The following is a 25,901-nucleotide window of genomic DNA, read 5'->3' on the forward strand; positions in this document are numbered from 1 at the left end:
GCGCTCACCACGCCCCCCGGGGAGCGCCGCTCACCAGGCCCGCGCGGTCGGCGACGATCGCCGCCTGTATGCGGTTGATCCCGCCCAATTTGCCCAGCAGGGCCCGTACATGGTCCTTGACCGTACTGGGGGCCAGCCCCATCCGGTCGGCTATCTGGGCGTTGCCCAGCCCCTCGCCGAGCAGGGCGAGCACCTGCGACTCCCGTGGCGTCAGCCCGCTGACCGCCCGTGCCGCGGCGGCCTGGTCCTCGGCGGTCAGATAGCCGCCGATCACCGCCCGCGTCACCCCCGGATCCAGCACGCTGCCGCCCGCCGCCAGGGTGCGTACGGCCCGCAGCAGTTGCTCCGGGTCGGAGTCCTTGAGCAGGAAGCCGGCCGCGCCCTCGCGCAGCGCCGCGGTCAGGTACTCCTGGGCGTCGAAGGTGGTCAGCATCGCCACGGCCGGGGGGTTCGGGGCGGCGCGCAGCCGGCGCAGCACGGTCAGCCCGTCGACGTCCGGCATCCGGATGTCGAGCAGTACGACCTCGGCCGCGCAGCGCAGCACGGTCTCCACGGCCTGTGCGCCTCCGCAGTCCGCGACCATCTCGATGTCCGGGGCGGTGCCCAGGATCATCCGCAGTCCGGATCTGACCAGCCGCTCGTCGTCCACCACAGCGACACGGATCACCGGCCGCCCCTTTCTGATTCCTGCTGGTTCACACCCATCCGAGTCCGCGGAACCGCCCGTCGCTGCGCGGCTCCGTACCCCACCCGCCCGGGCCCGCCCATCGACGGACCCCCACCCCCGCCGAGCGGCGGGGGTGAGCCCGCGACCTCGGGAGGATGCCATGAGGAGCCCCCCACAGGCAGAGTGGTCCACATGCTGCACCACTGAAGAGGCCACAAGCCCAGGACGCGTTGCAGTTCACATCGGCGGCCGTCGCGACCCCCACACGCGGCGGCCGTCTTTGGCGTGCGGGGGCGGTTCGGAGGGGGATCTCCCCCGCACCGCCCAAATGCCCGCCCAAGACCGGCGTACGGCCCTCCGGGCTCCGCCGCCCGCTCTCCCCGACGGGCCTTAGAAACGCCCCGTCCGCGCCGTGCGTAAGCCCTCCGCGAGCATTCCGCCGTACGGCCCGAAGCCGCGGCCGGTCGCCAGCACCACCACCGACGTCATCGCCGCCAGTCCGTAGGCCGTGGTCGCCATGGACAGCGCCCCCTCGGTCGTCTCGAAGGACCGGTTGAAGAAGTCGGTCACGGTCAGCCAGACCACCGTCCGTACGGTCAGATACAGCTCGACCGCCGCGAACAGCAGCAGCGCACCGCGCACGTCGCGCCGCCCGCGCAGGGCCAGCGCCCCGAGGACCAGCAGCGTGATGACCGAGGCGATGGTGGTGAACTCGGTGGACGCCGCCAGATCCAGCGTGCCCAGGACGGAGCCGTCGACCGCGCCGCGCAGATAGTGCACCACGTCCGTTCCACTGCTCGTCAGGGCCCGCACGGTCCAGCCGAGCCGGGCCAGGCCCATGAACAGCAGCAGGACGCCGCAGATGCGCGAGGAGCGGCGCCAGGACGCCGCAAGGCCGGTGCGCCGGCGCTCGCCGCCTCCTCCCTCCGCGGCCGGGAGCAGCAGCGCCAGCACGACCAGCGCCACCACCAGCCCCAGGCCGCGGGTGGCCAGCGCCCAGCCGCCCAGCTCGTCGTGGGCGTACTGGGTGCGGTAGCCGGCGTCGAACAGGCCCACGGCCTCCCGCAGGGAGACGGCGAGCAGCAGCGCGCCGGACAGCAGCGCGGCCGAGCGCGCCACCCGCCGCTGCGCCAGGGCCAGCCCCGAGGTCACCGCGAACACGACCGTGAAGGACCACTCGTAGGGGCCGAGCACCTGGGACACGGGCGAGGCGCCCGGGTTGAACAGCCCCTCCAGGAAGTCGAAGACGGTGCCGTCGCCCTGGGCGATGCCGTAGACGATCCAGGCGAGCAGCGTGCCGGCGTAGAGCGCCAGGCACAGTCCGGTCGCGAGGTAGGCGCCGCGGTGCTCGGGGGCGGCCCGTCCGGGGTCGGTGCCCGGCCGGACGTCCACCGTTCCGCCGTCCTGCATCACCATGGCCGACCCCCGCTCCGCCTCTCGCAGCCGCCGCACCGGCCCGTCCCGTACGGATGCCTCACTGTGTCAAGGACGGTGACAGAGCCGGTGGAGGTTCCACCCCGTGTGTCGGACGGGGCGATTCGTGTGCTCAGCGCACCTGGTGTGCCGTTGCCGCGAGGAAGTCCCGTATGCCCTGGCGGGTGGTGGCCCGCGCCTCCGTGAGGGCCTCCCGGTCGTCGACCCAGTGCAGCTCGGTCACCGCCGCCATCACCTGCTCGGCGCGGTCGAGTATCCGGGGGTCGTCGGTCACCATCTGCGCCCGGAACATGGCTTCTTGGGCCGTGTAGCGGGTCTTGTACACCTCCTCGCGCAGCTGCGGGGAGTCCTCGTCGCAGCGGTCGTCCTCGTGGAGGACGAACCAGCGGTGGACGAGGACCCGGCGGTAATCCAGCAGCGCCCCGGCGTAGGCGCAGTACGCGTCGATGCGCTCCTGGCGCAGCCGCTCCGCGCGGGCGAACCGCTCGCTGCGGTCGGCCGCCCGGCCCTGGAAGAGGTGGGTGATGCCGGAACCCAGCAGGGTGCCGAGTACGGCCACGACGCTTGCGACAACTGCCTCCATAGGAGCAGTGGACCACAGCGGTCCAGGTCAGCGGCAGGGCATGGCCGTGAGGCCGTTTGCGTGGGGTGCCGCCCCCCTCGGGCGGGCGGCGGTGCGGCAAGATGGAGCCATGGGGATCTTCGGGGGCGAGGGCCGACTGATCGGTGGCCGGTACCGCCTGGGAATACGGCTGGGCCGCGGCGGCATGGGTACGGTCTGGCGGGCCACCGACGAATTGCTCGGGCGTCAAGTCGCGGTCAAAGAGCTGCACTTGGACGAGGAGACGGACGGGCCCGAGGCCCGGGTGCAGCGCGAGCGGGCGATGCGCGAGGCCCGCACCGTCGCCCAGATCAAGCACCCCAATGTGATCGTCGTCCATGACGTCGTCGAGCAGGACGGCCGGCCGTGGATCGTGATGGAGCTGGTGGAGGGCGCGTCGCTGGCCGACCGGCTGCACAGCGGCGGGCCGGTCGCCCCGCGTGAGGCGGCGCGGATCGCCGTGGCGCTGCTGGGTGCGCTGCGTGCCGCGCACACCCGCGGGGTGCTGCACCGCGACATCAAGCCCGCCAACGTCCTGATGGAGTCGGGCAGTGGCCGGGTCGTGCTCACCGACTTCGGTATCGCGCAGGTCCCCGGCGTCGCCACGCTGACCGACGCGGGCGGCTTCGTCGGCTCGCCCGAGTACACCGCGCCGGAGCGGATGGCCGGGCGCGGCGCCGGCCCCGAGGCCGACCTCTGGTCGCTCGGGGTGCTGCTGTGCGCCGCCCTCAGCGGCCAGTCGCCCTTCCAGCGCGACTCGCTGGGCGGCGTGCTGCACGCCGTCGTGTACGACGAGATCGAACTCCCGGAGTCCGCCCGCCCGTTGCAGACCGTCGTCGGCGGCCTGCTGGAGCGCGATCCGGAGCGCCGGCTGGGCGTGGCCGAGACCGAGCAGCTGCTGCGCGGCTATCTGCAGTCGGGCCGCGTCCCCGGGCGCGGGGCGGGCGGGCTCGGGGGCTTCGGGCCCGGTCGCGGCCCCGGGGCCATGGCCGCCGGCCCGGTCGCGGCCCCGCTGCCCGGACCGGGAGCGCACGCCCCCTCCTACGACGGCCCCGACGGCGGGCTCGCCGGCCAGCACCCGCCCAGCGAGGACCCCCTGGGCCTGGCTGCGACGCCCCGCACCTCGCCCGGTCCCGGCCCGGGCCGTACGCCCGCCGGTGCCGGACCGCCCGTCGGCCGTACGGGCGGCCGCACGCCGGGCATGCCGATCCGCGACGCGCTCGACGAGCGGGCGCTGGCCGCCGCCGCCCGCCCGCACACCGGACGCACCCGCACCGCGCTGCTCCTCGCGCTCGCGGTGGTGGTGATCGGCGGCGCCGGCGCGGGCATCACGGCCCTGCTGATGAACCAGGCCGGCACCGGCGGCGACGGCGGCGGCCGGGCCGGCCGCCCCGGCCACTCGCAGCAGGCCTCGCACGACAAGCCCACGAAGAAGCCCGGCACGCCGACGCCCACCGCCCCGGTCACCTCCGCGCCGTCGTCGGGCGCCACCGAGCGGATCCCCGCCGGATACCGCCTGGTCCGCGACCCGGTCGGCTTCGCGCTCGCCGTCCCGGACGGCTTCACCCGCAGTTACGAGAACGACCGGGTCTACTACTACTCCCAGGGCAAGCGGTTCCGGATCGGCGTCCAGCTCCAGCGGCAGGTGCCGCAGGGGCCGATCGGCGCGATGCGCACCGCGGACGCGCGGGGCCCCGCCGACTACCGCGGCTACCGTCAGGGCCAGGTCACCGAGACCACCCACAACGGCCTGCAGGCCGGGCTGTGGGAGTTCGTCTGGGACGGCAGCGCGGCGGACGGCGGCTCGCGCTACACCTACGACCTCAGCTGGGACGAGGGCGGGAAGATGATCGACGTCTGGATCTCCTCACCGGTCGCCTCGCGCACGGAGGCCAAACGCCACTTCGACACCGCGATCGACGCGTTCCGGCTGTCCGGGGCGTAACCGCGGGCGAAACGGCCCGCCGGCGGCGGACGCGGTGCCAAGGCTCCCGGTCGTCCCAGACCAGCGCCCTTGTGGCCAGCAAACACTGGCGCGATGGTGGGCGCCGCGTGAAAACCTATTACTGCCGGGTACACAAAGCGTCCGGGGAGGAATACGCTCGCCCGCATGACGGACTCGCAGGACACCGGAACATCCTCCACGCTCGGCTCCGCTCGCGAGGGAGGGACCCCCGTCTCCGCCGCCGACGGGGCCCCCGCCGAAGCTCCCACCGCCGGCGGGGGAGGCAACCCCGTCGCGCCGGCTCCGGCCGGCGTCCGTACCGCCGCGGACGTGGTCACCCCCGAGGTCGCCGCCCGGCTCACCCGCGCCGTGATCGGCAGCGGGCGCACGGCCAACCACACCCCGTTCACCGGCGAAAAGCTGGCCGACCTGCCGGAGTCCACCCCCGAGGACGTCGCCACCGCCTTCGAGCGCGCCCGCGCCGCCCAGGAGCGCTGGGCCAAGGTCCCCCTCAAGCAGCGCGCCGCGGTCCTGCTGCGCTTCCACGACCTGGTGCTGCGCCGCCAGGCCGAGGTGCTCGACCTGATCCAGCTGGAGACCGGCAAGGCGCGGCTGCACGCCCACGAGGAGGTGCAGGCGGTCGCCGTCGCCGCCCGCCACTACGGCCGCAAGGGCCCCGCCTACCTCAGGCCCAAGGGCCACACCGGCGTCGTACCGACCCTCACCAAGGTCACCGAACTCCGCCAGCCCCGCGGCGTCGTCGGGCAGATCGCCCCCTGGAACTACCCCTTCGAACTCTCCGTCGGCGACGCCCTGCCGGCCTTCGTCGCGGGCAACGCCGTGGTGATGAAGCCCGACACGGAGACCGCGCTGACCGCGCTGTGGGCCCGTGAGCAGCTCATCGAGGCCGGGCTGCCGGAAGACGTCTGGCAGGTCGTGATCGGTGAGGGCCCGGTGGTCGGCCCCGCCGTCGTCGAGCACGCCGACTACGTCTCGTTCACCGGCTCGACCCGGACCGGCCGCGAGGTCGCCCAGGGCGCCGCCGCCCGCCTGATCGGCGTCTCCCTCGAACTCGGCGGCAAGAACGCCATGCTGGTGCTGCAGGACGCCGATGTGGACAAGGCCGCCGCCGGCGCCGTCCGCGGCTGCTTCTCCTCCGCCGGCCAGCTGTGCATCTCCATCGAGCGGCTGTACGTCCACGAGTCCATCGCCGACGACTTCCTGCAGCGCTTCGCCGCCCGCACCAAGGCGATGCGGCTGGGCAACTCCCTGGCGTACGGAGCCGACATGGGCTCGCTGGTCGGCGAGCGCCAGCTGGAGACCGTCACCCGCCATGTCGAGGAGGCCGTCGCCAAGGGCGCCGTGCTGGTCGCCGGCGGCCGCCCCCGCCCCGACATCGGCCCGCTCTTCTACGAGCCGACCATCCTCGACGGCGTCCAGGCCCCGATGGCCGTCTGCGGCGAGGAGACCTTCGGCCCGGTCGTCTCCGTCTACCGCTTCAGCGACGAGGACGAGGCGGTGGCGCTCGCCAACGCCACGCCGTACGGCCTCAATTCCAGCGTCTGGTCCAAGGACGGCCGGCGCGGCCGCGCGGTCGCCGCCCGGCTGCGCACCGGCACGGTCAACGTCAACGAGTCCTACGCCGCCGGCTACGGCAGCGTCCAGTCCCCGATGGGCGGCATGGGCGACTCCGGCCTGGGCCGGCGCCACGGGTCCGAGGGCATCCTCAAGTACACCGAGGCCCAGACCGTCGCCCACCAGAGGCTGATGCCGCTGGCGCCGTCCTTCGGGATGACCGACGAGAAGTACGCCCGGTTCATGACCCGCAGCCTGCGCGCGATGAAGGCGCTGCGCCTGAGGTGAACGGCCCGCGGTAGCCCAGCCACCCTCCCCCACTCTCGGCTCCGCTCGGCCGGGAGGTACCCCATCGAACCAGCAGGGAGAGCCAGTGCCCCAGGAGAACTCTGCCCGGAACGAGAGCAAGGCGTCCGAGGCGTCCGACGGCTACGACTACGACGTGCTCGTCGTCGGCTCCGGCTTCGGCGGTTCGGTGTCGGCCCTGCGGCTGACCGAGAAGGGCTACCGGGTCGGCGTCCTGGAGGCCGGCCGCCGCTTCACCCGCGAGACGCTCCCGAAGAACTCCTGGGACCTGAAGAAGTACCTGTGGGCCCCGGCGCTCGGCCTGTACGGCATCCAGCGCATCCACCTCCTGGGCAAGGTGATGGTCCTGGCGGGCGCGGGGGTCGGCGGCGGTTCGCTCAACTACGCCAACACCCTCTACGTCCCGCCGAAGGCGTTCTTCGACGACCCCCAGTGGAAGGGCATCACCGACTGGCAGGCGGAGCTGAAGCCGTACTACGACCAGGCCCAGCGGATGCTGGGCGTGCGGCTCAACCCGACGATGACGCCGTCCGACGTCCATCTGAAGGCGACCGCGCAGGCGATGGGCGTCGGCGACTCCTTCCACATGGCGCCGGTCGGGGTGTTCTTCGGGGACGGCCACGACGCGACGGGGGAGGCGAGGGCCGAGCCCGGCGCGGAGGTCGCCGACCCCTACTTCGGCGGCGCCGGGCCCTCCCGCAGGGCGTGCACCGAGTGCGGCGAGTGCATGACGGGCTGCCGGCACGGCGCGAAGAACACCCTCAACGAGAACTACCTCTACCTCGCCGAGCGGGCCGGGGCCGTCATCCACCCGATGACCTCGGTCGTCGCCGTCACCGAGGACTCCCGTGGCGGCTTCGCCGTCAAGACGCTGCCGACGGACAACAAGAAGAAAGGCACGGCGCGGACGTTCACGGCCCGCCGGGTCGTCCTCGCGGCCGGCACCTACGGCACGCAGACCCTGCTGCACCGCATGAAGGACAGCGGGCTGCTGCCGTACCTCTCCGGCCGGCTCGGCGCGCTCACCCGCACCAACTCCGAGGCGCTGGTGGGCGCGCAGACCGACGACCGCCGCTACCGGCGGCGGCACGGCGCGGCGAAGGCCGACTTCACCAGGGGCGTGGCGATCACCTCGTCGATCCACCCCGACGACCACACCCACATCGAGCCGGTCCGCTACGGCAAGGGCTCCAACGCGATGGGGGGACTGACGATCCTCCAGGTCCCCTACCGGCCCGCCGGGCGGGTCGCGGGCTGGCTGGGCAACATGGCCCGCCACCCCGTCCTCGCACTGCGCTCGCTGTCCAACCGCCGCTGGTCGGAGCGGACCATCATCGGCCTGGTGATGCAGTCCCTGGACAACTCCCTGACGACGTACCGGAAGCCGAAGGGCCTGGGCAAGGGCCTGCTCACCGCGCGCCAGGGCCACGGCGCCCCGAACCCGAACCAGATACCCGAGGCCACCCGGGCCGCGACGCTGCTGGCCGAGGAGATCAACGGCTTCGCGGGCTCCAACGTCGGGGAGCTGATGGGCACCCCGCTCACCGCGCACTTCCTCGGCGGCTGCCCGATCGGCGACTCGGCGGACTCCGGCGTCATCGACCCCTACCACCGCCTCTACGGCCATCCGGGCATCTCGGTCGTCGACGGCGCGGCGGTCTCCGCCAACCTCGGCGTCAATCCGTCCCTGACCATCACCGCGCAGGCCGAACGCGCGATGTCCCTGTGGCCCAACAAGGGCGAGGCGGACCCGCGCCCCGCGCCGGGCCGGGCCTACCAGCGGCTGGCCCCCGTCGAGCCGGTCCGCCCCGCCGTCCCCGCCAAGGCCTTCGGCGCGCTGGACCTGCCGTTCCTGGCCGTGCCCACGGTGCCGCCGAAGAAGTAGGTCCCTGACGTAAATCGGCGTCGCCGACGACGAGGGGCCGCACCCGATCGCCGGGTGCGGCCCCTCGCGTCCGCTACCGCCGCTGCTTACGCGGCCGCGGCGCCGGAGGTCTTGCGACGGCGGACGGCGAAGACCGCGCCCGCGCCGATGGCCATGGCGACCCCGCCGATCAGGGCGATGGTCGGCAGGGCGGAGGAGGAGCCGGTCTCGGCGAGCTTGCCGGTGACCGGGAGGTCCTTCAGGTCGCCCTGCGGGGCGGGCTTGTTGCCCTTGTGCTTGCCCGGCTTGCTCTTGGCCGGCGGCACGCTGCCCGGCTTGCTGCCCGCGACCAGGACGTCGAAGTCGTACTGCGAGACGTCCGAGAAGCCGCAGACGTCGTCCTCGTTGTGGTACGCGCCGATGGTGAACGCGAAGCCGTAGCTGCCCGGGGTCTTGGCGTCGACCTTCAGGCGCAGCTTGGCGTCGGCGTACTCACCGGGCTTCAGGCCCTCGACGGAGGCGAAGTAGCCGTCCTCGTCGGTGATGGACTCCCAGGTGCGGGAGTCCTCGTCGTACCACTGCACGGTCAGCAGCTTGGAGACGTCGTCGATGGTGTCGGTGCTGATGGCGCCCAGCGCGACATACGCGTCGACCGACTTCATCGCCTTGTCGGAGGTGTTGGTGGCCCGGAAGGTGAAGTTCTTCCAGCCGGAGCCGGCCACGACCTTGCTGGGCAGGCCGCGCAGCTCGGTGCTGATCGCGGTCTCCTCCGACTGCTTGGCGCAGGTCGGGTCCTCGTCGGGGTCCTCGGTCGGCTTGGCGGTGGGCTTGGCCGAGGTGGACGGCTCGGGGGAGCCGGTGGGCTTGGTGTCGCCGCTCGGGCTGGCCGGGGCGGTCGGCTCGACCTCGTCGCCGGTGCCGGTCTCCGTACCGGACTCGGTGCCGTCGCCGGCCGTGGTGTCCTCGCTCGGCGCGGTCTCCTCGCCGGCGGCCGGGGTCTCCGGCTGCGTGGTGGGGGCGTCGGGCTGGTCCGAGCCGCCCGGTGTCGGCTCGGCGCTCACGCTGGTCTCGGTGTCGGCACCGGTCGCGAACGCGGCGGGGGCCGCCATCAGGGCGGCGGGGGCTATGACAGCCGTCGTGGCGGCGGCCGTCAAGGCACGGCGAAGCTTCATCGAGAAGACCTCTCGGGGTCCAAAGTGCCCTCGATGGGCACAAGTTGGTGGCGGGCCGTCGCGGTGGGGCGCGGGGTGGCCGTGCGATTGCACGTACATGACCGGTCATGGCCAAAAAAGGTTGTTCGCTTGAACGAGATTTTCGCCGTGACGCCGATCACATGCCTCACAGCCGCCTCACAGGAAACACACAGCCGTCGCACCGGCCGGCCCGGCGGCACTCGCGCGCCCTGCCCGCGCCCCGCATAGCGAAGGGCCCCGGATACCGTCCGCGAGGGGGGTGCGGACGGCCACGGGGCCCTTGGCTTTCGGTGCCGGCGTCAGGGCAGCGCCGGCACCGACGGGCGGCGCTGGGGGGGGTAGCGCCGCTGGCTCATAAGTGGTGCTTGATGGTGCGCGTCCCCGGTGGTCGGACCATTGGTGGTGCACAGGTCCGTACGTACCGGGAGCGGTAGGTCGTTCGTCAAGCATCGTCCTGGATACGCCTCACCTGGCGCAACCGTTTCGACCGGATGCGGTCGGTCCCGGGCGTCCCCAGGACCGACCACCCCATCGGATGTGACCGGGCTGCTGTCCCCTGCTGACCGGCCACGGCTCCGGAACGAGGTCCCACGACGCGGACCGCGGCAAGCGGCCGATGTCTCATCGTTCCGGTCTTCCGCCCGTGGGGCGGCGTCTACGCGTAGTCCTGCAGGCCGCGCCTGGCTGGCGTGGCACCGGGAACAACGAAGCCCCGCGGCGGCCGGTCACGCGCCGTACGGGTGAGTCGGCAACCGAACTCAGATCCGGCAGCTGCGCCGGGCGCGCGCTCTCTTGCCGTGCGCCCGCCCATACTCCACTCGCCCGCCAAACCTACCGAACACCGATCAAAACCGGCCACCTGGACCGACGGCGCGAACCGGCCACGGGGCCGACGGCGTGAACCGGCCACCGGACCGCCCGGCGCGGGCACGCCCGGCCCCCGGCGCGCCCCCGCCCCGGCGCGCCTCAGATCTGGCCCCGGGACAGCTCCAGCAGGGTCATCGCCAGTGCCGTGCCCGGCTTGCCGAGCTGGTCGCGGTAGTGGGCGAGGATCTCCATCTCGCGGGTGAGGTTCACCCGCCGCCCGCCGGAGGTGATCCGCTCGCGCTGGATGACGGCCGAGACGGCCATGCGCTCCTGCACGAGGCCGATGATCCGGCCGTCGAGGTCGTCGATCCGGCGCCGGGCGTCGGTGATGATCCCGGCCGCCTCGGGGGTGCGCGCACCGGTGTCGGGGGCGGCGGGGGCGGTGGCGGCGGTCTGGGGGCTCATGTCCGTGTCTCCTGGGGTGAGTGGCCCCGGGGCCGTTCAACCGGTCCGGACAGACGCAGACGCCCCGGACCTTGTCGGCCCGGGGCGCCTGGGAAGTTTGCTCGTCAGTGGATCAAGCAGCACGACCATGGCAGCCGGACGGGCCGGTGCCATAGGTAAAGACGAAGGTCAGCTGCTTGGACATGGCGCTCAGTATGAGCCCGTTAGAATCGAAAGTCCAACCCCGCTCCACACCGCCGGAAGGCCGCCGAAGTGCCCACAGCGCCCCCTGCCGCTGCCCCGGACGTCGTCCTCGTAGTCGACTTCGGCGCACAGTACGCCCAGCTCATCGCCCGCCGTGTCCGTGAGGCCCGGGTCTACAGCGAGATCGTGCCGTCCACCATGCCGGTGGCCGAGATGCTCGCCAAGAACCCGAAGGCGATCATCCTCTCCGGCGGCCCGTCCTCGGTCTACGCCGAAGACGCCCCCTCCCTCGACCGTGCGCTCTTCGAGGCCGGCGTGCCGGTCTTCGGTATGTGCTACGGCTTCCAGCTCATGGCCACCACCCTCGGCGGCACCGTCGACAACACCGGCGCCCGCGAGTACGGCCGTACCCCGCTGACCGTCTCCCGCGCCGCCTCCACCCTCTTCGAGGGCACCCCCGCCGAGCAGTCGGTGTGGATGTCGCACGGCGACGCCTGCTCCGCCGCCCCCGAGGGCTTCACGGTCACCGCGTCCACGGACGTGGTGCCGGTCGCCGCCTTCGAGAACGACGAGAAGCGGCTCTACGGCGTCCAGTACCACCCCGAGGTCATGCACTCCACGCACGGCCAGCAGGTCCTGGAGCACTTCCTCTACCGCGGCGCGGGCATCGAGCCGAACTGGACCACCCACAGCGTGGTCGAGGAGCAGGTCGCCGCGATCCGCGCACAGGTCGGCACCAAGCGCGCGATCTGCGGGCTGTCCGGCGGCGTGGACTCCGCGGTCGCCGCCGCCCTCGTCCAGAAGGCCATCGGCGACCAGCTGACCTGCGTCTACGTCGACCACGGCCTGATGCGCAAGGGTGAGTCCGAGCAGGTCGAGAAGGACTTCGTGGCCGCCACCGGCGTCCAGCTGAAGGTCGTCGAGGCCGAGGAGCGCTTCCTGAACGCGCTGGCCGGGGTCAGCGACCCCGAGCAGAAGCGGAAGATCATCGGCCGGGAGTTCATCCGGGTCTTCGAGCAGGCCCAGGCCGAGCTGGTGGCCGAGGCCGGCGCCGAGGGCGAGGAAGTCGCGTTCCTGGTCCAGGGCACGCTCTACCCGGACATCGTCGAGTCCGGCGGCGGCACGGGCACCGCCAACATCAAGTCGCACCACAACGTCGGCGGCCTCCCCGACGACATCGAGTTCGAGCTCGTCGAGCCGCTGCGCCAGCTGTTCAAGGACGAGGTGCGGATGGTCGGCACCGAGCTCGGCCTGCCCGACGAGATCGTCCACCGCCAGCCGTTCCCCGGCCCGGGCCTCGGCATCCGCATCGTCGGCGAGGTCACCAGGGACCGCCTGGACCTGCTGCGCGAGGCCGACGCCATCGCCCGCGAGGAGCTGACCGCGGCCGGCCTGGACCGCGAGATCTGGCAGTGCCCGGTGGTCCTGCTCGCCGACGTCCGCTCGGTCGGCGTCCAGGGCGACGGCCGCACGTACGGCCACCCGATCGTGCTGCGCCCGGTCTCCTCCGAGGACGCCATGACCGCGGACTGGACGCGTATGCCCTACGAGGTCCTGGCCCGCATCTCCACCCGCATCACCAACGAGGTCCCGGACGTCAACCGCGTGGTGCTGGACGTGACCAGCAAGCCGCCGGGCACCATCGAGTGGGAGTGACCTCCCCTCCGACCTCTCCGACCTCCCGGTGATCCACTGCTGATCTCCGCCGGGGTCGCCGATCACGCCGTCGCTCGATCGTTCGAGCGGCGGCGTCGTCGTTCCCAGGGGTACGTCGACGCCGCCCGGCCCGCCCCCTCGCGTCCCTAGGGCCGCCGGCTCAGTCCCGTACGGCCGCCGCCAGCCGCTGCAGTGTCCTGGCCATCGCCGGGCCCATCCGCCGGGGGTAGCCGGGCAGCTCGACGACGAGGCGGGGGAGGCGGGCGCGGGACCAGTCGTAGGTGTGGGTGACCCGGGTGGCGCCCCCGGACGCGGCGTCCTGCGGCGGCGTCAGCTCGTAGCGCCAGCGCTGTCCGCCGACCAGCCGGCGGCCGCGGAGCTCGCCCCAGGTCTCCCAGGCGATCAGCCGGTCCTGGTCGTACTCCACCACGGCGTTCACCGACCGGTACGCGATCCGCCCCTGCGCCATCCCCATGCTGAACCGGTCGCCGGGACCCAGCGGCGAGGGGCCCTGGGGCCGGCCGCGCAGCATGCCCGAACCGTCCAGCTCGGCATGGCGTGCCGGGTCCCTGAGGACGGCGAAGATCTGCTGCGGTGTGGCGTTGATGTCCTGGCTGACCGATATCGCCCTCATGGCGCGCCCCTTTGGTGCCGTTCCCGGTGCTCGATGCTGCGGTACGTGCTGCCCACATGATGCCGCCGGCCGCCAACCGGGCCTGTCGCGGCCCTGGTTACCTGCGGTACCGGAGGGTAGCTTCCGCATCGCGCACCAAGAGCCGCATGTGCCAGGAGGAGAACCGCGATGCCCGAGCCCACCCCCATACCCACCGACCAGCTGCACTTCGCCATGCCGCCGACGCACGGGACCGTCGAGGCCGAACGACGCCACCGCAAGGAGCGCCTCGTGGCGGCGCTGCGGCTCTTCGGGCGCTTCGGATTCGAAGAGGGCGTCGCGGGCCATATCACCGCGCGCGACCCGGAGTTCACCGACTGCTTCTGGGTCAACCCGTTCGGGATGTCGTTCAAGCTCATCACGGTCGGCGACCTGATCCTGGTGAACGCCGAGGGCAAGGTCGTCGAGGGCCGCCACCACGTCAACCAGGCGGCGTTCGCGATCCATTCACAGGTCCACCAGGCCCGCCCCGACGTCGTCGCCGCGGCCCACAGTCACTCCACGTACGGCAGGGCGCTGTCCGCGCTCGGCGAGCTGCTGGAGCCGATCACCCAGGACGTCTGCGCCTTCTACGAGGACCATGCGCTCTTCGACGACTACACGGGCGTGGTGGTCGACGAGGAGGAGGGCCGCCGGATCGCGACCGCCCTCGGGCCGCACAAGGCCGTGATCCTGCGCAACCACGGGCTGCTGACGGTCGGCGACTCGGTGGACGCGGCGGCGTGGTGGTTCATCACGATGGAGCGCTCGTGCCAGGTCCAGCTGACCGCGAAGGCCGCCGGCAAGCCGGTCCCGATCGAGCACCACAACGCCGTCCACACCCGCGAGCAGCTGGGCAACGACCTGGTGGCCTGGATCAACTACCAGCCGCTCTACCAGCAGATCGTGCGCAGCGAACCGGATCTGTTCGACTGAACCGGAGCCCTGTGGCTGGGCCGGTTCGCTGTGGCTGGACCGGATCCCGTGACTGGACCGGTTACCTGTGACTGGACCGGAACTCTTCGATCAGCCGGACGCGCCTGGGGCCCGGCCCGGCCCGTTCCGCGGGGCGGGTCGGTGCCCCGCGGAACGGCTGGAAGAGCGGGAGCGGTCACAGATGGGGGAAGAGGTCCAAGAACGGGTCGGCGCTCGCGGAGATGCCCCGGCTGAACGGCGAGTCGAAGTCCCAGACGAGGAACAGCAGGAAGGCGATCAGCGCGCTGAAGAGCGCCGCCATCAGCAGCTCCCGCCCCGAGCGCCGGATCTGCAGGGTGAACATCACCCCGATGGAGATGGCACCGCCGATCACCAGGCCGAACCACACCTCCCCCGGCAGCGTGGAGTCGGCCGCGTCCCCGCGGGCGGAACGCGCCCCGTCGGCCACCGCGACCTGGTCGACGAGCGGCTGGTAGGACTGCCCTTCGAAGTCGTTGGCCGGGTGGTAGTCGGTGACATCGGCCCGCACCTTCGTCAGCAGCTCGGTGCCGTGCCGGGTCAGCTGCCCCTGTTCGGACATGACCGGCCACTCCTTGTGCACGACATGGGACACATAGGCGTCGACGTCCGAGCGGATCCGGTCCCGCACCGGCCCGGGGTAGGCCCGGGCCCGCGCGCTGACCTCGTGCAGGGCCTGCGCCTCGGTCCGTACGGTGTCCTCGGCCGCGCTCCTGGCCTCCCAGACTCCGGCGATGGCCAGGCCCAGCACGATCGCGTACACCACCCCCACCATCATCGTCAGATACTCGATCACATCGGGTGTTTCGGTCGGATCGTCGTCCTCGGCGATCCGGCGCTCCTTGAGGACGGTGATGATCAGTACGACGCCGCAGACCGCGGCCATGGCGATGCCCAGCACCAGCCATTGCGACATGGGGACCTCCTACGAGGAACGGCGTCCGGCGGAACCGGACGAGGCTCTGGAACGGGGACGGAGGGCGGCGCCGGCCAGCACGGCCGGGGCCGTGATCAGCAGGGTCGTGGTCACGATGGAGCGCCCCTCGTGCGGTGGGCGGGACGCCCGCGCATAGCTGCGGGGCAGCGCGGGCGCGGACGGCGCCGGACTGCGATGGACCTTGGGCGGCGGCGGAGTGGGGCGGGCGCGGGGCGGGGGCGGTGGCGGTGGGGGCGGTGACGGTGTCGGCCGCGGTGGCGGCGTGGGCGGCGGTGGCGCGGGCGGCGGTGGCGCCGGTCTGGGGGAGCGCTGACGGGGGGTGGGCGGGGGTTTGGCTGTGGGTTTGGTCGTGGGTTTGGGTGTGGGCTTCGGTGTGGGCGTGGGTTTCGGTGGGTGGGTCGGCTTGGTGCACGGGAAGTGCCAGCCGTGCGGCATGGGAAAGCCGGTCGGTACGTCCACGGGTGGCGCGGTCCCGGCGAAGGCGCAGTTGTCGCCGGTGGGCCGCCGGGGCTGCCGGTCATGGGCGGTCGCCGGTGGTGCGGCCGCGAAGAGCGCGGTGAGCCCGGTCAGGAGGAGGAACGAGAGGAAGGCGAGGAAGGCGGAGCACGCGACGAGGGGGGTGGCGGCCGGGAGGCCGGTCCTGCGGCGGGCGGTGCCGCCGAGTCGGCCTCGTCCGCGGCGCCGTCCGGCGCGGCGGCGCTGTCCCTGGCGCGGTCCCTGAGATCCGTGTATTTGGCACACGGCGAGAGCTTGCGCAGGGCGCGGGCGGCTCAGCCGTCGCCGTGCCCCGGTTCGCCCGAACGGGGTAGGCGCCGGGTTTGTGCGGTCGGCAGGCGGTCAGTTGTACGGATACGCCGCCTGGCGTCAACGCGCCGATGCGCCCCGCCCCCGCCGCCAGCTGGACGTTTGGTGTCCACCCCGATCGCATGAGGCACAATTCCCCTTCACATGCGGCAAGTTGGTGGCGAGTGGCGGCGGGGCGGTAGCGGACGTGTCGGTTGAGACGGCGGGCAGGACGGCCGGAGCGGGCGGGCCGGAGGGTGGCGCGGAGCGCGCCGACGGCGGTGAGTGCCGCTGCGGGCGATGCCCGCACGGCGCCCGTGCGGGGCACCGGCGGGCGGTCGCCGCGTTCGTCGCGCTGCGCGAGGACTTCGCCGCCGGACGCGGCGTGCCGTCCGGGCTCGCGCGCTCCGCCGGTGCGGCCCGGCAGTGGGTGTCCGACGAACTGACCCTATCCGCACGGGAGTTGGCCAGGCGCGGCACCGCCGAGAGGGTCAGCTGGCTGGCCGCCGTACGGTGGCGGACCCTGCTGGTGGTCTGGAGCGCGGTGGTGGCCCTGCTGCTCGGGCAGGCGCTGACCGCCATCGGCGGCAGCTGGACGGCGGGCCGTACGGCGGGGCTGGTCGCGGCCGTCGTCCTGGCGCTGGGGCTGACGCTGGCGGCCCTGCGGCACGGTGCGCACGGCGGGGCGCTGGCACCGCTGATCGGCGAGGACGGCCGGCTGTCGACCTCGCGGACGGTCGCCGCGGGGTGGGCGGGCGTGGTGCTGTACGCCGTGGTGACGGCGGCCGTACGCCTGGCCGCCGCGGCCCCGGGCGAGCGGCGCCGCCTGCTCCAGGGCCTGGCACTGGACCGCTGTGGCGCGCTGCTGGCGGCGCTCGCCCTCGGATGCGGGGTGGCCGTGCTGGCGTACGGGGTGGTGGCCGCGCGAGTGCGGTCGGGGCGGCTGCAGAAGGTCCCCGCGGAGCGGCCGCGCGCCGGTGACCTGCTGACCGACGACGCGGGGCGGGGCAGCTTCCTGGACGTGCAGTACGTCCTGGTCAACGCGGCGGTGGCGGTGCTCGCCCTGGTGCGGCTGGCCGACCGGCCCGGGCAACTGCCGCGGCTGCCCTGGGCCCTGGTGGTCCTGGTGGCCCTCTCCGGGGCGACGTATCTCATGGGGAAGCTGGTGGCGGGTGGCCGTCCGGTGATCCTCTCCGTCGTCCGCTCCCGTGAGCTCGGCGACCTCGCGGCGCCCGTCCGTACTGGCGACGACATCGAGATCCGCGGCGCCGGCTTCGTCCCCCCGGGCGCCACGACGCCCGACCGGCTCGCCCGCACCGTCGTGCGGATCGGCGGGGTCCATGTCCCGGTCCCGCTGGTGCCGGTGCCGGGCGGTTTCGCCAACCCGACGGACGGGGTGCTGACGGTTCCGGTACCGGTCGATGTGGAACCGGGCCGGGTGCAGGTCCGGGTGATCACGGCGGCGGGAGTGGAGTCGAACGGCTTTCCGCTCGACGTCCTGGACTGAGGGCGGGGTCCATAGTCGGCCGTGAGCCGTGAGCCGTGAGCCGTGAGCCGTGAGCCGTGAGCCGTGAGCCGTGAGTCGTGAGCCGTCGGTGGTTCGGGGGTTGGCTGTCGTCGTCAGCCGTCAGCCGTCAGCCGTCAGCCGTCAGCCGTCAGCCGTCGTGCGGATGCCGTGTGGCGGGCCGCGCGGGGGCCGTATGGGGCCGTGCGGGGGCCGTGCGTGGCGATTCTGTGTGTTTCCGTCGCCCGAAGTGCATCGGTTGGTTGAACCTCTTGCGCTCATCCGTACGTATCTCCCCGTGAGGCGCGGGCGCGGGCACAATCGTCTGCTCCCGGTGGCAACGGAGAGGCGGACGTCATGGTGCATGCACATCGCACGGTCGGTGCCGACTTGGCAGGAGCGGGTGTCGAAGGGGTCGGCGCCGGGCTGCGCGCGCGGCTGGCGCGTCATGCGCTGCTGCCGCTGCGCGTCTTTCTGGGCGTCACCTTCCTCTACGCGGGGGTGGACAAGCTCATGGACCCGGCGTTCCTGGCGGCCGGGGGCGAGGGGTCGCTCGGCGCGCTGCTGGACCAGGTCCACGACGCGGCGGCGCTGCCGCAGCTGGTCGAGCTCGCGCAGAAGAGCCCCGTGGGCTTCGGCTACGCCATCGCCGCCGGTGAACTGGCGGTGGGCCTGGGCACGCTCGCGGGACTGCTGGGGCGGCTGGCGGCGTTCGGCGGCGCGCTGATCTCCTTGACGCTCTGGCTCACCGTGAGCTGGTCGACCACGCCGTACTACTACGGCAGCGACCTCGCCTATCTGATGGCCTGGCTTCCCCTCCTGCTGGCCGGCACTCCGAGGTTCTCCCTGGACGCGGCGTGGGAGAACCGCCGCAAGCGGCACGGGGCGCAGCTGTTCGGCTAGGGCCGGCCCGTCCGATCGGTCAGGCGGGACTTTGCGGTCACCCCCTAGGACGCCTCCGCCCCGTCGGCGGGGCGGGTGCGGCGGCGGGCCGTCGCCCAGAGGGCGGCGGTGATGCCGGCGAGGAGCAGGCCCGCGGGGAGGGCGAGGAAGAGCCAGGGGCCGGGCGCGTGCCATATGCCGAGGGCGTCGAGGCCGTAGGCGGTGCCGAGGGTGAGGGCCGTGAGGCCGGAGATCAGGCGGGCCGGCTCGAAGCGGTGGCGCATCATCAGGGGGCTCCCTGGCGGGTGGGGGCGGTCGGCTCGTCGGGGGCGGTGGGCGCGGTTGGTGCGGTCGGCTGGGTGGGGGTGGGGGCGGGGCGTTGGATGGCGACCTGGCCGGCCCCGAGGTCGAGGTCGAGGTCGAGGGTGCCGTGCGGCTTCTCGCCCTTCTTCAGGCCTTCGGCGGGCAGGGTGAGGGTCCGCTCCTCGCCGCCCGCGGAGAGGTCCACGTCATGGGGCGATTCGCCGGGCAGCTGGATGTCGCCGAGGCCGAGCGAGATGTGGAGGCGGGTCGTGACGCCCTGCGGCAGCGTCACCTGGAGGCGGCCGGCGCCCACTTCCGCGCTGGTGCGGACCGTACGGCCGTCCTTGAGGGGCAGCTCCGACAGGTCCAGCCGGCCCTCGCCGGAGCCGACTTCGTAGTGCGGGCGGACGGCGGCGAGGGTGGTGGGGGTCCAGGTGCGGCGCTGCCAGTCGGCGGTGATGTTGTCGGGCAGCGCCGTCGCGCCCGCCAGCAGTACGGCCGTCACGACCACCAGGAACACCGTGCCGCCGCCCGTGCGGCCGAGCCAGGCGCTGAGGGCGAGCCCCAGGCCGAAGACGACCAGTGCGGCGGCCAGTCCCGCCTGGACGGACGGTGCGAGGCTCTCGTGCCGGGAGACGGAGAGGGCGGTGACGGCTCCTGCGCCCAGCGCGAGAAGGAACGTCCAGCCGCCGATCGGGCGGCCGTCGCGGCGCGCCCCGCGCGGGGAGCCGATGGGGTGGGCGCCGTGCGGCGGCACGGCCGGGCCGGGCGGGCGGCCCGCACCCGACCAGGCGCCCTGCCGGTGCGGCGCGGTGGGCGCGGCGGCGCCGTGCTCACTTCGGTAGCTGATGTCGAGGGGGAGGGGGGTGTGCTCGGGGCCCCACAGATAGCCCTGGCCGGCCGTGTCCTTGGCGTGCGGGGCGCGCCACCACGAGGGACTGGTCGGCGCGGGGGGCGCGGTGGTCTCCGGCGGGGCGTCGGCGACCGCTTGAGCCGTGGCGGCGTCCATCGACTCCGGGCCCTGGGCCTGCGCCTGGCGGCGCCGCTTGGACCAGTAGGCGGAGCCGGCCACCGCCAGCGTCAGCATGATGGCGAAGGACATCATGCTGCCCTTGGCGAGGGTCGTCAGAAACAGCCCGCAGCCGACCAGTGCGCAGAGCAGGGCCGTGAGAGCCGAGCCCTCGACACGGCCGGAGAGCAGCCGGCGGCCCTCGTTCTCCTCCTCGCCGTCGAGGGGGACGAGCAGCCAGGCGAAGCCGTAGGCGATCAGCCCGAGGCCGCCGACGGCGAGCACGGCGAGCACGATCCGGAAGATCACCGGGTCGAGATCCCACTGCCGCCCCAGCCCCGCGCACACGCCGCCGATGACCTTGTGCCGCCGACTGCGGCGCAGTGGGGCGGCCGGCGGGGTGGGGTCGACGGGGCCGGAGGGTGCCGGCTCCGCGGCGGGGGCTGCTTCGTTCATGGAGCCATGGTGACAAGATCGCCGCGGCTCCGGCATCCGTGGGAACCCTGGCGGATCCCTGAGATCCGCCGCCGGCACCCCCGACATGCCCCAGGGGGGTCCCGAAACCCCTCGCGGGTTCGCATATGCCACGGGCGCCCGGCCCCGGACGGAGGACAGCGGCGGACGCGCGGTGGCCGGAGGGCTGTTCGCCGACGTCGGAGACTATCGTTGCGCCCTGGATACGTACGGGTTTCCGGAGGGGCGTGCGGTGGCGGAGGCGGCGTCGGTGGACGAGGGGCGACTGGTCGCCGGGCGATATCGCCTGGTTGAACGGATAGGCCAGGGCGGTATGGGCACCGTCTGGCGGGCCCGGGACGAAGTCCTCGGGCGCCAGGTCGCGGTCAAGCGTCTGCACGTCTCGCCGCAGTTGGAGCCCGACGAACTGGCGACCCGCCATGAACGCACCACCCGGGAGGCGCAGGCCGCGGCCCGCATCAACCACCCCAACGTGGTGGGGGTGCACGACGTCGTGGACGACGCCGGCCTGCCCTGCATCGTCATGGAGTACGTCCCCTCCACCACGCTGGGCGACGCCATCAAGGAGGCCGCCCGGGAAGGGGGTTCGGTCACCCCGCGCGAGGTCGCGCGGATCGGCCGCGGCATGATCGCGGCGCTGCGTGCCGCACACTCCGCCGGTGTGCTGCACCGTGACGTCAAGCCGGGCAACGTGCTGCTCGGTGAAGACGGCCGGGTCGTGCTCACCGACTTCGGTATCGCGGTCGCCACCGGCACCTCGACGCTCACCAAGACCGGCGAGCTGGTCGGCTCCATCGACTACTTGGCGCCCGAGCGGGTCAAGGGCGGCACACCGGGCCCCGCCTCGGACCTGTGGGCGCTGGGGGCGACGCTCTATCAGGCGGTCGAGGGACGGCCCCCGTTCCGGAAGAACACCGCGGTCGAGACGGCGTACGCGATCGCCATGGACCCGTTCGAACCGCCGCGCAACGGCGGCCCGCTGACCCCGCTGATCGAGGCGCTGCTCGCCAAGGAGCCGACGGACCGGCCGACGGCCGAGGTCGTCGAACAGGCGCTGCGGGCGGCCGAGGGCGACGCGGAGACGGCCCTGATGGGCTGGCCGACACTCGCCCTGGGGACGGTCGGCCGCGAGGACGCGGAGCGGGCCGCGCCGGACCCGCGGACGGAGGCACCGACACGTCCGGTGCGGCCCACCGGCGGTGCGGCCCCTTCGGACGGCCGAGCCGGGGCCCGTAGGGCCGAGGGGCAGGACGCAGGTGACGGCGGCGCCGTGACCGGCCCGGTGGCCGTCCCGGACGGCGGCCTCGTCGGGCGGTCCGACGACGGCCGTACGGAGTCGCTGTCCGGCGGCGTGGCACCCCGAAAGCGGCGTGGCGCCCGCGTCGTCGCCTGGAGCGTCGTGGGCGTACTCGCGGTCGGCGGTGGCGCGAGCACGGCCTGGTACATGCTGCACCGCGCGGACTCCGCCCCGTCCAAGGAAGCGGGCGGCAAGGAATCGGCTGACAAGGGCGCGCCGGTGCTCCCGAGCGTCCCGGACAACAGCGTCGGACCGCCGCCGCCCCTTCCGGACGGCTACCGCAAGGCCACCGAGTCCGCACTCGGCGTCAGCTTCCCGGTGCCCAGCGACTGGAAGCGGGAGGTCAAGGACGGCGGCCGGCAGATCGTCTACTCCTCCGAGGCCGAGCGCGCACGGCTCACCCTCAGCGTCCTGGACTTCTCCTCGGCGGATCAGGTGGAGCACTTCAAGGCCGTCGAGGCCGCTTTCAAGCAGCAGTACCCCGTGTACTCCCGGCTGCGGATGCAGGACACCGTCTTCCAGGGCGATCCCGCCGCGATCTGGGAGTTCACCTTCGGGGGCCGGGCCCGCACCTACCGCGGCATCGACCTCGGTTTCGGCCGCGAGGGCGGCAAGGAGTACGCGATCTACGTGTCCGCGCCGGATGCCAACTGGGGGAAGTACGAAAAGGTCTTCTCGGCCGTGAAGGACGGTTTCCGCAGGGACGAGTAGCAGAGCTGACCCGCCCCCGACCCGCCCGGTGAAACGTCAGGGACGGGTTCAGGGTCGCCCCTGATGCCGCGGCCCCCGCGGCGTGTGACGATCGGGCACATGACCACCGCCCCGCCCCGCGCCGAGACGGCCTACGCCCCGGCGCCGGACCCCGACGACCCACCCGTGCGCAAGCTCTACCGCAGCGCCGACGGGCGGCTGCTCGGCGGTGTCGCGCGCGGTCTGGCAGGGCATCTCGGGCTGCCGGTCTCCTGGGTGCGGGTCGTGTTCGTGGCGCTGTTCATGGCCGAGGGCATGGGCGCCCTGCTCTACGCCGCGTTCTGGTTCTTCGTCCCGCTGGGCGTCGGCGGAGTGGAGCACCGCCCGCACGCCCCGGGCGACGAGAAGCGGCGGCTGCTGCGCCACAAGCCCGACAAGGGCCAGGTCTTCGCGCTGATCGCGCTGCTGATCGGCGCCGCCGTCATCGCCTCCAGGTTCCAGCTCGGCCAGGCCAACGGCTATCTGTGGCCGGTGCTGCTGATCGGCGCCGGTGTCGCCCTGGTGTGGCGCCAGGCGGACAACGCCCGCCGCGCCCAGTGGCTGGAGCTCGGCCGCCGCAAGGCCCTGCTGCCGGTGCTGCGCGGCGCGGCCGGAGTGCTGCTGGTCTGCGTCGGGGTGACGGGCATCGTCGTGCTGCAGGGCTCGGTGCGGCATCTGGGCTCGGTGCTGCAGGCGGCGCTCGCCGTCGTCGTCGGCATCGCGCTGCTGGCGGGCCCCTATCTCGTACGGATGATGCAGGAGCTCTCCGAGGAGCGGCTGATGCGGATCCGCGCCCAGGAGCGTGCCGAGGTGGCCGCCCATGTCCATGACTCCGTCCTGCACACCCTCACCCTGATCCAGCGCAACGCCGACGACCCCAGGGAGGTGGCGCGCCTGGCCCGCGCCCAGGAGCGCGAACTGCGCGCCTGGCTCTACAAACCCGAGGGCCGCGGCAAGGAGGAGGACGAGGAGCCGGCCACCCTGGCGGAGGCGGTCCGCAAGGCCGCCGCCGAGGTGGAGGACGACCACGGCGTCCCCATCGAGGTCGTGGTCGTCGGCGACTGCCCGCTGGACGACGCGCTGGACGCCCAGATGCAGGCCGCACGCGAGGCGATGGTCAACGCCGCCAAGTACGGCGGCGAGGGCGGTGCGGTGCAGGTGTTCGCCGAGGTCGAGGGCCGTACGGTCTTCGTCTCGGTGCGCGACCGCGGCCCCGGCTTCGATCTGGACGCGGTCCCCGCCGACCGCATGGGCGTGCGGGGGTCCATCATCGGCCGGATGGAGCGCAACGGCGGCACGGCCCGGCTGCGCGCCGCCCCCGAGGGTGGCACGGTCGTCGAGCTGGAGATGGAGCGCGCCGCGGCGGAGCGTGAGGGATGACGGGGACGACCGAGCCGCGCCGGGGGCCCAGCCGGCCGCCGGCGGAGCCGGGCGGGCCGCGGCCGGTTGCGGCGGCGCCGGCCGGGGCGCGGGATGATGACGGGGCAGACACCAACGGACGGGCGGAAGACATGACCAGCGAGGGCGCACAGCAGGGCGGGACCGGCGGCGAGGCGGCCGAGGGCCGGACCGTACGGGTCGTACTCGTCGACGACCACCGGATGTTCCGTACGGGCGTCCAGGCCGAGATCGGCGAGACCGAGCGCACCGGCGTCGAGGTGGTCGGCGAGGCCGCCGACGTCGACCAGGCGATCACGGTCATCACCGCCACCCGCCCCGAGGTCGTCCTCCTGGACGTCCACCTCCCCGGTGGCGGCGGTGTCGAGGTGCTGCGCCGCTGCGCCGCGATGTCGGCCGACGCCGAGCGCCCGGTCCGCTTCCTCGCGCTCTCCGTCTCCGACGCGGCCGAGGACGTCATCGGCGTCATCCGCGGCGGCGCCCGCGGCTATGTCACCAAGACGATCACGGGCACGGACCTGGTCAACGCGATCTTCCGGGTGGCCGACGGCGACGCGGTCTTCTCCCCTCGGCTGGCCGGCTTCGTGCTGGACGCCTTCGCCTCGACCGACGCCCCGCCGATCGACGAGGACCTGGACCGCCTCACCCAGCGCGAGCGCGAGGTCCTGCGGCTGATCGCCCGCGGCTATGCGTACAAGGAGGTCGGCAAGCAGCTGTTCATCTCGGTGAAGACCGTCGAGTCGCATGTCTCGGCGGTCCTGCGCAAGCTGCAGCTGTCCAATCGCCATGAGCTGACCCGCTGGGCTGCGGCCCGGCGCCTGGTCTGACGCCCTGGTCTGGCGCCCTGACCTGCGGCTTGGCCGGTGGCGGGCGTCAGGCCGCCCGCGCACGCACGGCCAGGGCCGAGGGCTTGCCGCCAGGGGCGGAAGGGCGTGGGAAGGGGCAAAGAAGGACCTGAGCCGGGCAACCAGGACCACGCGGATCGCCATCTAAGGGCGCGGAGAGGCTCACTGCCGAAGGCGGGGCCCGAACCATCCCCACGTCCTTCGCGTAGTCGTCCTGGAAGCGAGATCCCGATGAGCCTGACGGGCACGCCCTTCTTCCTCACCTCGGTCGCGCTGCTGATCGTCGCCGTCGTGCTGCCGCTCGCCCTGTGGGGCCGAATAGCCGGGCCGCGCCTGGTACGCGGCCTCGCCCGGCTGCTGATGCTGCTGTTCGCCCAGGTCACGGCCATCACCCTGGTCTTCGTCCTGGTCAACAACGCCAACAACCTCTACGACACCTGGGGCGATCTGCTCGGCACCGACAGCCATGTCGCGGTCGCCAAGGACCTCGGCCCCGACGGCATGGGCGGCCAGCAGATCAACAACGAGCCCAAGCAGCTCCAGCGGTTCCGCCCGGGCGACGACGCGCGGATGGGGGCGGGCGTGCAGATGACCGACCTCGAGGGCCGCATCTCGGGCGTGCGGGGCGAGGTGTACGTATGGCTGCCGCCGCAGTACAACGACCCCGCCTACAAGAACACCAGGTTCCCGGTGGTCGAGCTGCTGCCCGGCTACCCCGGCTCGTCGAAGGCCTGGTTCGGGTCCCTGCACGTGGCCGAGCAGCTCAGGCCGCTGATGCAGCGCGGCGAGGTCAAGCCGTTCATCCTGGTCGCGCCGCGCACCAACCTCCTCACCGGCGCCGACACCGGCTGCGTCAACATCCCCGGCAAGGTCAACGCCGACAGCTGGCTGACCGTCGACGTCCGCAAGATGGTCGTCGACAACTTCCGGGTGGGCGACAAGCCCGACTCCTGGGCCCTGGCCGGCTACTCGGCGGGCGCCCACTGCGCCACCAAGCTCGCCCTGGCCCACCCCGACCGCTACCGCGCCGCGGTCGCCATGTCCGGCTACAACGACCCGGCCCTAGAACCGGACTCCCTGGCCGGCAAGGACCCCCAGCTGCGGATCTCGTCGAACCCGATCCACATCCTGAAGTCCGCCAACGCCGCCGGCCGGCCGCCCCGTACGGCGCTGTACGTCTCGGGCGCCGCGGGCGACGGCTACCAGGCGGGCATCGGCCTGCGCCAGCTGGCGAAGCTGCCGACGACGGTGACCGTGCGGCAGATCGCGGCGAACGCGGGTGGCCACACCACGGCGGTCTGGCGCCAGCAGGTGCCGGAGATCTTCCGGTGGCTGGGCACCCAGCTGAAGCCCTGACCCCTCCACCGGAAGTCCCCGGGCCGGCCCGGCTTGCCCGCGCCGGCCCGGCGGCCCTACGCCGGCCCGGCGGCCCTACGCC

General features: G+C 73.2%; 20 protein-coding genes. 11 read left to right on the forward strand and 9 right to left on the reverse strand.

Annotated elements, in window-relative coordinates:
• Positions 1-4: 4 nt before the first annotated feature.
• The 3 genes from ACZ5XZ_RS25530 to ACZ5XZ_RS25540 all read right to left on the reverse strand — a co-directional run bounded on the left by ACZ5XZ_RS25530 (position 5) and on the right by ACZ5XZ_RS25540 (position 2,684).
• Positions 5-667, reverse strand: a complete 663-nt coding sequence (locus tag ACZ5XZ_RS25530; protein WP_468981867.1) for a response regulator — start codon at positions 665-667, stop codon at positions 5-7.
• Between the two features lie 390 nt (positions 668-1,057).
• Positions 1,058-2,083 carry a hypothetical protein gene (locus ACZ5XZ_RS25535; protein WP_468981869.1) on the reverse strand — a complete coding sequence of 342 codons (1,026 nt, stop codon included), beginning with the start codon at positions 2,081-2,083 and terminating at the stop codon, positions 1,058-1,060.
• A 130-nt stretch (positions 2,084-2,213) separates the two neighbouring features.
• Positions 2,214-2,684, reverse strand: a complete 471-nt coding sequence (locus ACZ5XZ_RS25540) for a hypothetical protein (protein WP_468981871.1) — start codon at positions 2,682-2,684, stop codon at positions 2,214-2,216.
• A gap of 109 nt (positions 2,685-2,793) precedes the next feature.
• Here ACZ5XZ_RS25540 and ACZ5XZ_RS25545 point away from each other — a divergent pair, with 109 nt between their 5' ends.
• The 3 genes from ACZ5XZ_RS25545 (at position 2,794) to ACZ5XZ_RS25555 (ending at position 8,413) form a co-directional block, all read left to right on the forward strand.
• Positions 2,794-4,647 (forward strand): serine/threonine-protein kinase, encoded by a 1,854-nt coding sequence (locus ACZ5XZ_RS25545; protein WP_468981874.1) that lies wholly within the window; start codon positions 2,794-2,796, stop codon positions 4,645-4,647.
• 165 nt (positions 4,648-4,812) lie between these two features.
• A complete protein-coding gene (locus ACZ5XZ_RS25550) occupies positions 4,813-6,510 on the forward strand; it encodes a succinic semialdehyde dehydrogenase (RefSeq protein ID WP_468981876.1) in 1,698 nt (565 codons plus the stop codon).
• 85 nt (positions 6,511-6,595) lie between these two features.
• A complete protein-coding gene (locus ACZ5XZ_RS25555) occupies positions 6,596-8,413 on the forward strand; it encodes a GMC oxidoreductase (RefSeq protein ID WP_468981878.1) in 1,818 nt (605 codons plus the stop codon).
• Between the two features lie 86 nt (positions 8,414-8,499).
• Here the strand turns inward: ACZ5XZ_RS25555 and ACZ5XZ_RS25560 are convergent, their stop codons facing one another.
• Positions 8,500-9,564 carry an LAETG motif-containing sortase-dependent surface protein gene (locus tag ACZ5XZ_RS25560; RefSeq protein WP_468981879.1) on the reverse strand — a complete coding sequence of 355 codons (1,065 nt, stop codon included), beginning with the start codon at positions 9,562-9,564 and terminating at the stop codon, positions 8,500-8,502.
• A gap of 987 nt (positions 9,565-10,551) precedes the next feature.
• Positions 10,552-10,857, reverse strand: a complete 306-nt coding sequence (locus ACZ5XZ_RS25565; protein WP_468981882.1) for a chorismate mutase — start codon at positions 10,855-10,857, stop codon at positions 10,552-10,554.
• 252 nt (positions 10,858-11,109) lie between these two features.
• Between ACZ5XZ_RS25565 and guaA the strand changes: the two genes are divergently transcribed.
• The gene (guaA, locus tag ACZ5XZ_RS25570) at positions 11,110-12,696 is read left to right on the forward strand and encodes a glutamine-hydrolyzing GMP synthase (protein ID WP_468981885.1); all 1,587 of its coding nucleotides are present in this window, start codon (positions 11,110-11,112) and stop codon (positions 12,694-12,696) included.
• Positions 12,697-12,856: 160 nt separating this feature from the next.
• On the opposite strand, the gene ACZ5XZ_RS25575 is transcribed toward guaA, so the two are convergent.
• Positions 12,857-13,330: an SRPBCC family protein gene (locus ACZ5XZ_RS25575; RefSeq protein WP_468981888.1), complete on the reverse strand. Its 474-nt coding sequence runs from the start codon at positions 13,328-13,330 to the stop codon at positions 12,857-12,859.
• A 168-nt stretch (positions 13,331-13,498) separates the two neighbouring features.
• On the opposite strand from ACZ5XZ_RS25575, the gene ACZ5XZ_RS25580 reads away from it, so the two are divergent.
• Entirely contained in the window at positions 13,499-14,284 is a 786-nt protein-coding gene (locus tag ACZ5XZ_RS25580) for a class II aldolase/adducin family protein (RefSeq protein ID WP_468981890.1), read from the forward strand.
• A gap of 175 nt (positions 14,285-14,459) precedes the next feature.
• Here the strand turns inward: ACZ5XZ_RS25580 and ACZ5XZ_RS25585 are convergent, their stop codons facing one another.
• Positions 14,460-15,218 carry a bestrophin-like domain gene (locus ACZ5XZ_RS25585; protein ID WP_468981892.1) on the reverse strand — a complete coding sequence of 253 codons (759 nt, stop codon included), beginning with the start codon at positions 15,216-15,218 and terminating at the stop codon, positions 14,460-14,462.
• A gap of 1,012 nt (positions 15,219-16,230) precedes the next feature.
• Here ACZ5XZ_RS25585 and ACZ5XZ_RS25590 point away from each other — a divergent pair.
• Entirely contained in the window at positions 16,231-17,529 is a 1,299-nt protein-coding gene (locus ACZ5XZ_RS25590) for a hypothetical protein (RefSeq protein ID WP_468981894.1), read from the forward strand.
• Positions 17,530-17,883: 354 nt separating this feature from the next.
• Entirely contained in the window at positions 17,884-18,429 is a 546-nt protein-coding gene (locus ACZ5XZ_RS25595; protein ID WP_468981897.1) for a TQO small subunit DoxD, read from the forward strand.
• A 44-nt stretch (positions 18,430-18,473) separates the two neighbouring features.
• Here ACZ5XZ_RS25595 and ACZ5XZ_RS25600 read toward each other — a convergent pair whose 3' ends face one another.
• On the reverse strand, positions 18,474-18,695 hold the full coding sequence (locus ACZ5XZ_RS25600) for a hypothetical protein (RefSeq protein ID WP_468981900.1): 222 nt from the start codon (positions 18,693-18,695) through the stop codon (positions 18,474-18,476).
• Positions 18,695-20,176 (reverse strand): PspC domain-containing protein, encoded by a 1,482-nt coding sequence (locus tag ACZ5XZ_RS25605; RefSeq protein WP_468981902.1) that lies wholly within the window; start codon positions 20,174-20,176, stop codon positions 18,695-18,697. The genes ACZ5XZ_RS25600 and ACZ5XZ_RS25605 overlap by 1 nt, the downstream gene beginning before the upstream one ends.
• Before the next feature lie 331 nt (positions 20,177-20,507).
• Here ACZ5XZ_RS25605 and ACZ5XZ_RS25610 point away from each other — a divergent pair, with 331 nt between their 5' ends.
• From ACZ5XZ_RS25610 to ACZ5XZ_RS25625, 4 genes are all read left to right on the forward strand, one after another.
• Positions 20,508-22,202 (forward strand): serine/threonine-protein kinase, encoded by a 1,695-nt coding sequence (locus ACZ5XZ_RS25610; RefSeq protein ID WP_468982160.1) that lies wholly within the window; start codon positions 20,508-20,510, stop codon positions 22,200-22,202.
• A 99-nt stretch (positions 22,203-22,301) separates the two neighbouring features.
• Entirely contained in the window at positions 22,302-23,600 is a 1,299-nt protein-coding gene (locus ACZ5XZ_RS25615) for a PspC domain-containing protein (RefSeq protein ID WP_468981905.1), read from the forward strand.
• A 131-nt stretch (positions 23,601-23,731) separates the two neighbouring features.
• Entirely contained in the window at positions 23,732-24,445 is a 714-nt protein-coding gene (locus ACZ5XZ_RS25620) for a LuxR C-terminal-related transcriptional regulator (RefSeq protein ID WP_384425207.1), read from the forward strand.
• A gap of 249 nt (positions 24,446-24,694) precedes the next feature.
• Positions 24,695-25,819 (forward strand): alpha/beta hydrolase, encoded by a 1,125-nt coding sequence (locus ACZ5XZ_RS25625; protein WP_468981908.1) that lies wholly within the window; start codon positions 24,695-24,697, stop codon positions 25,817-25,819.
• Positions 25,820-25,901: the final 82 nt, after the last annotated feature.

The sequence above is a fragment of the Streptomyces sp. NPDC033270 genome (assembly GCF_055576575.1).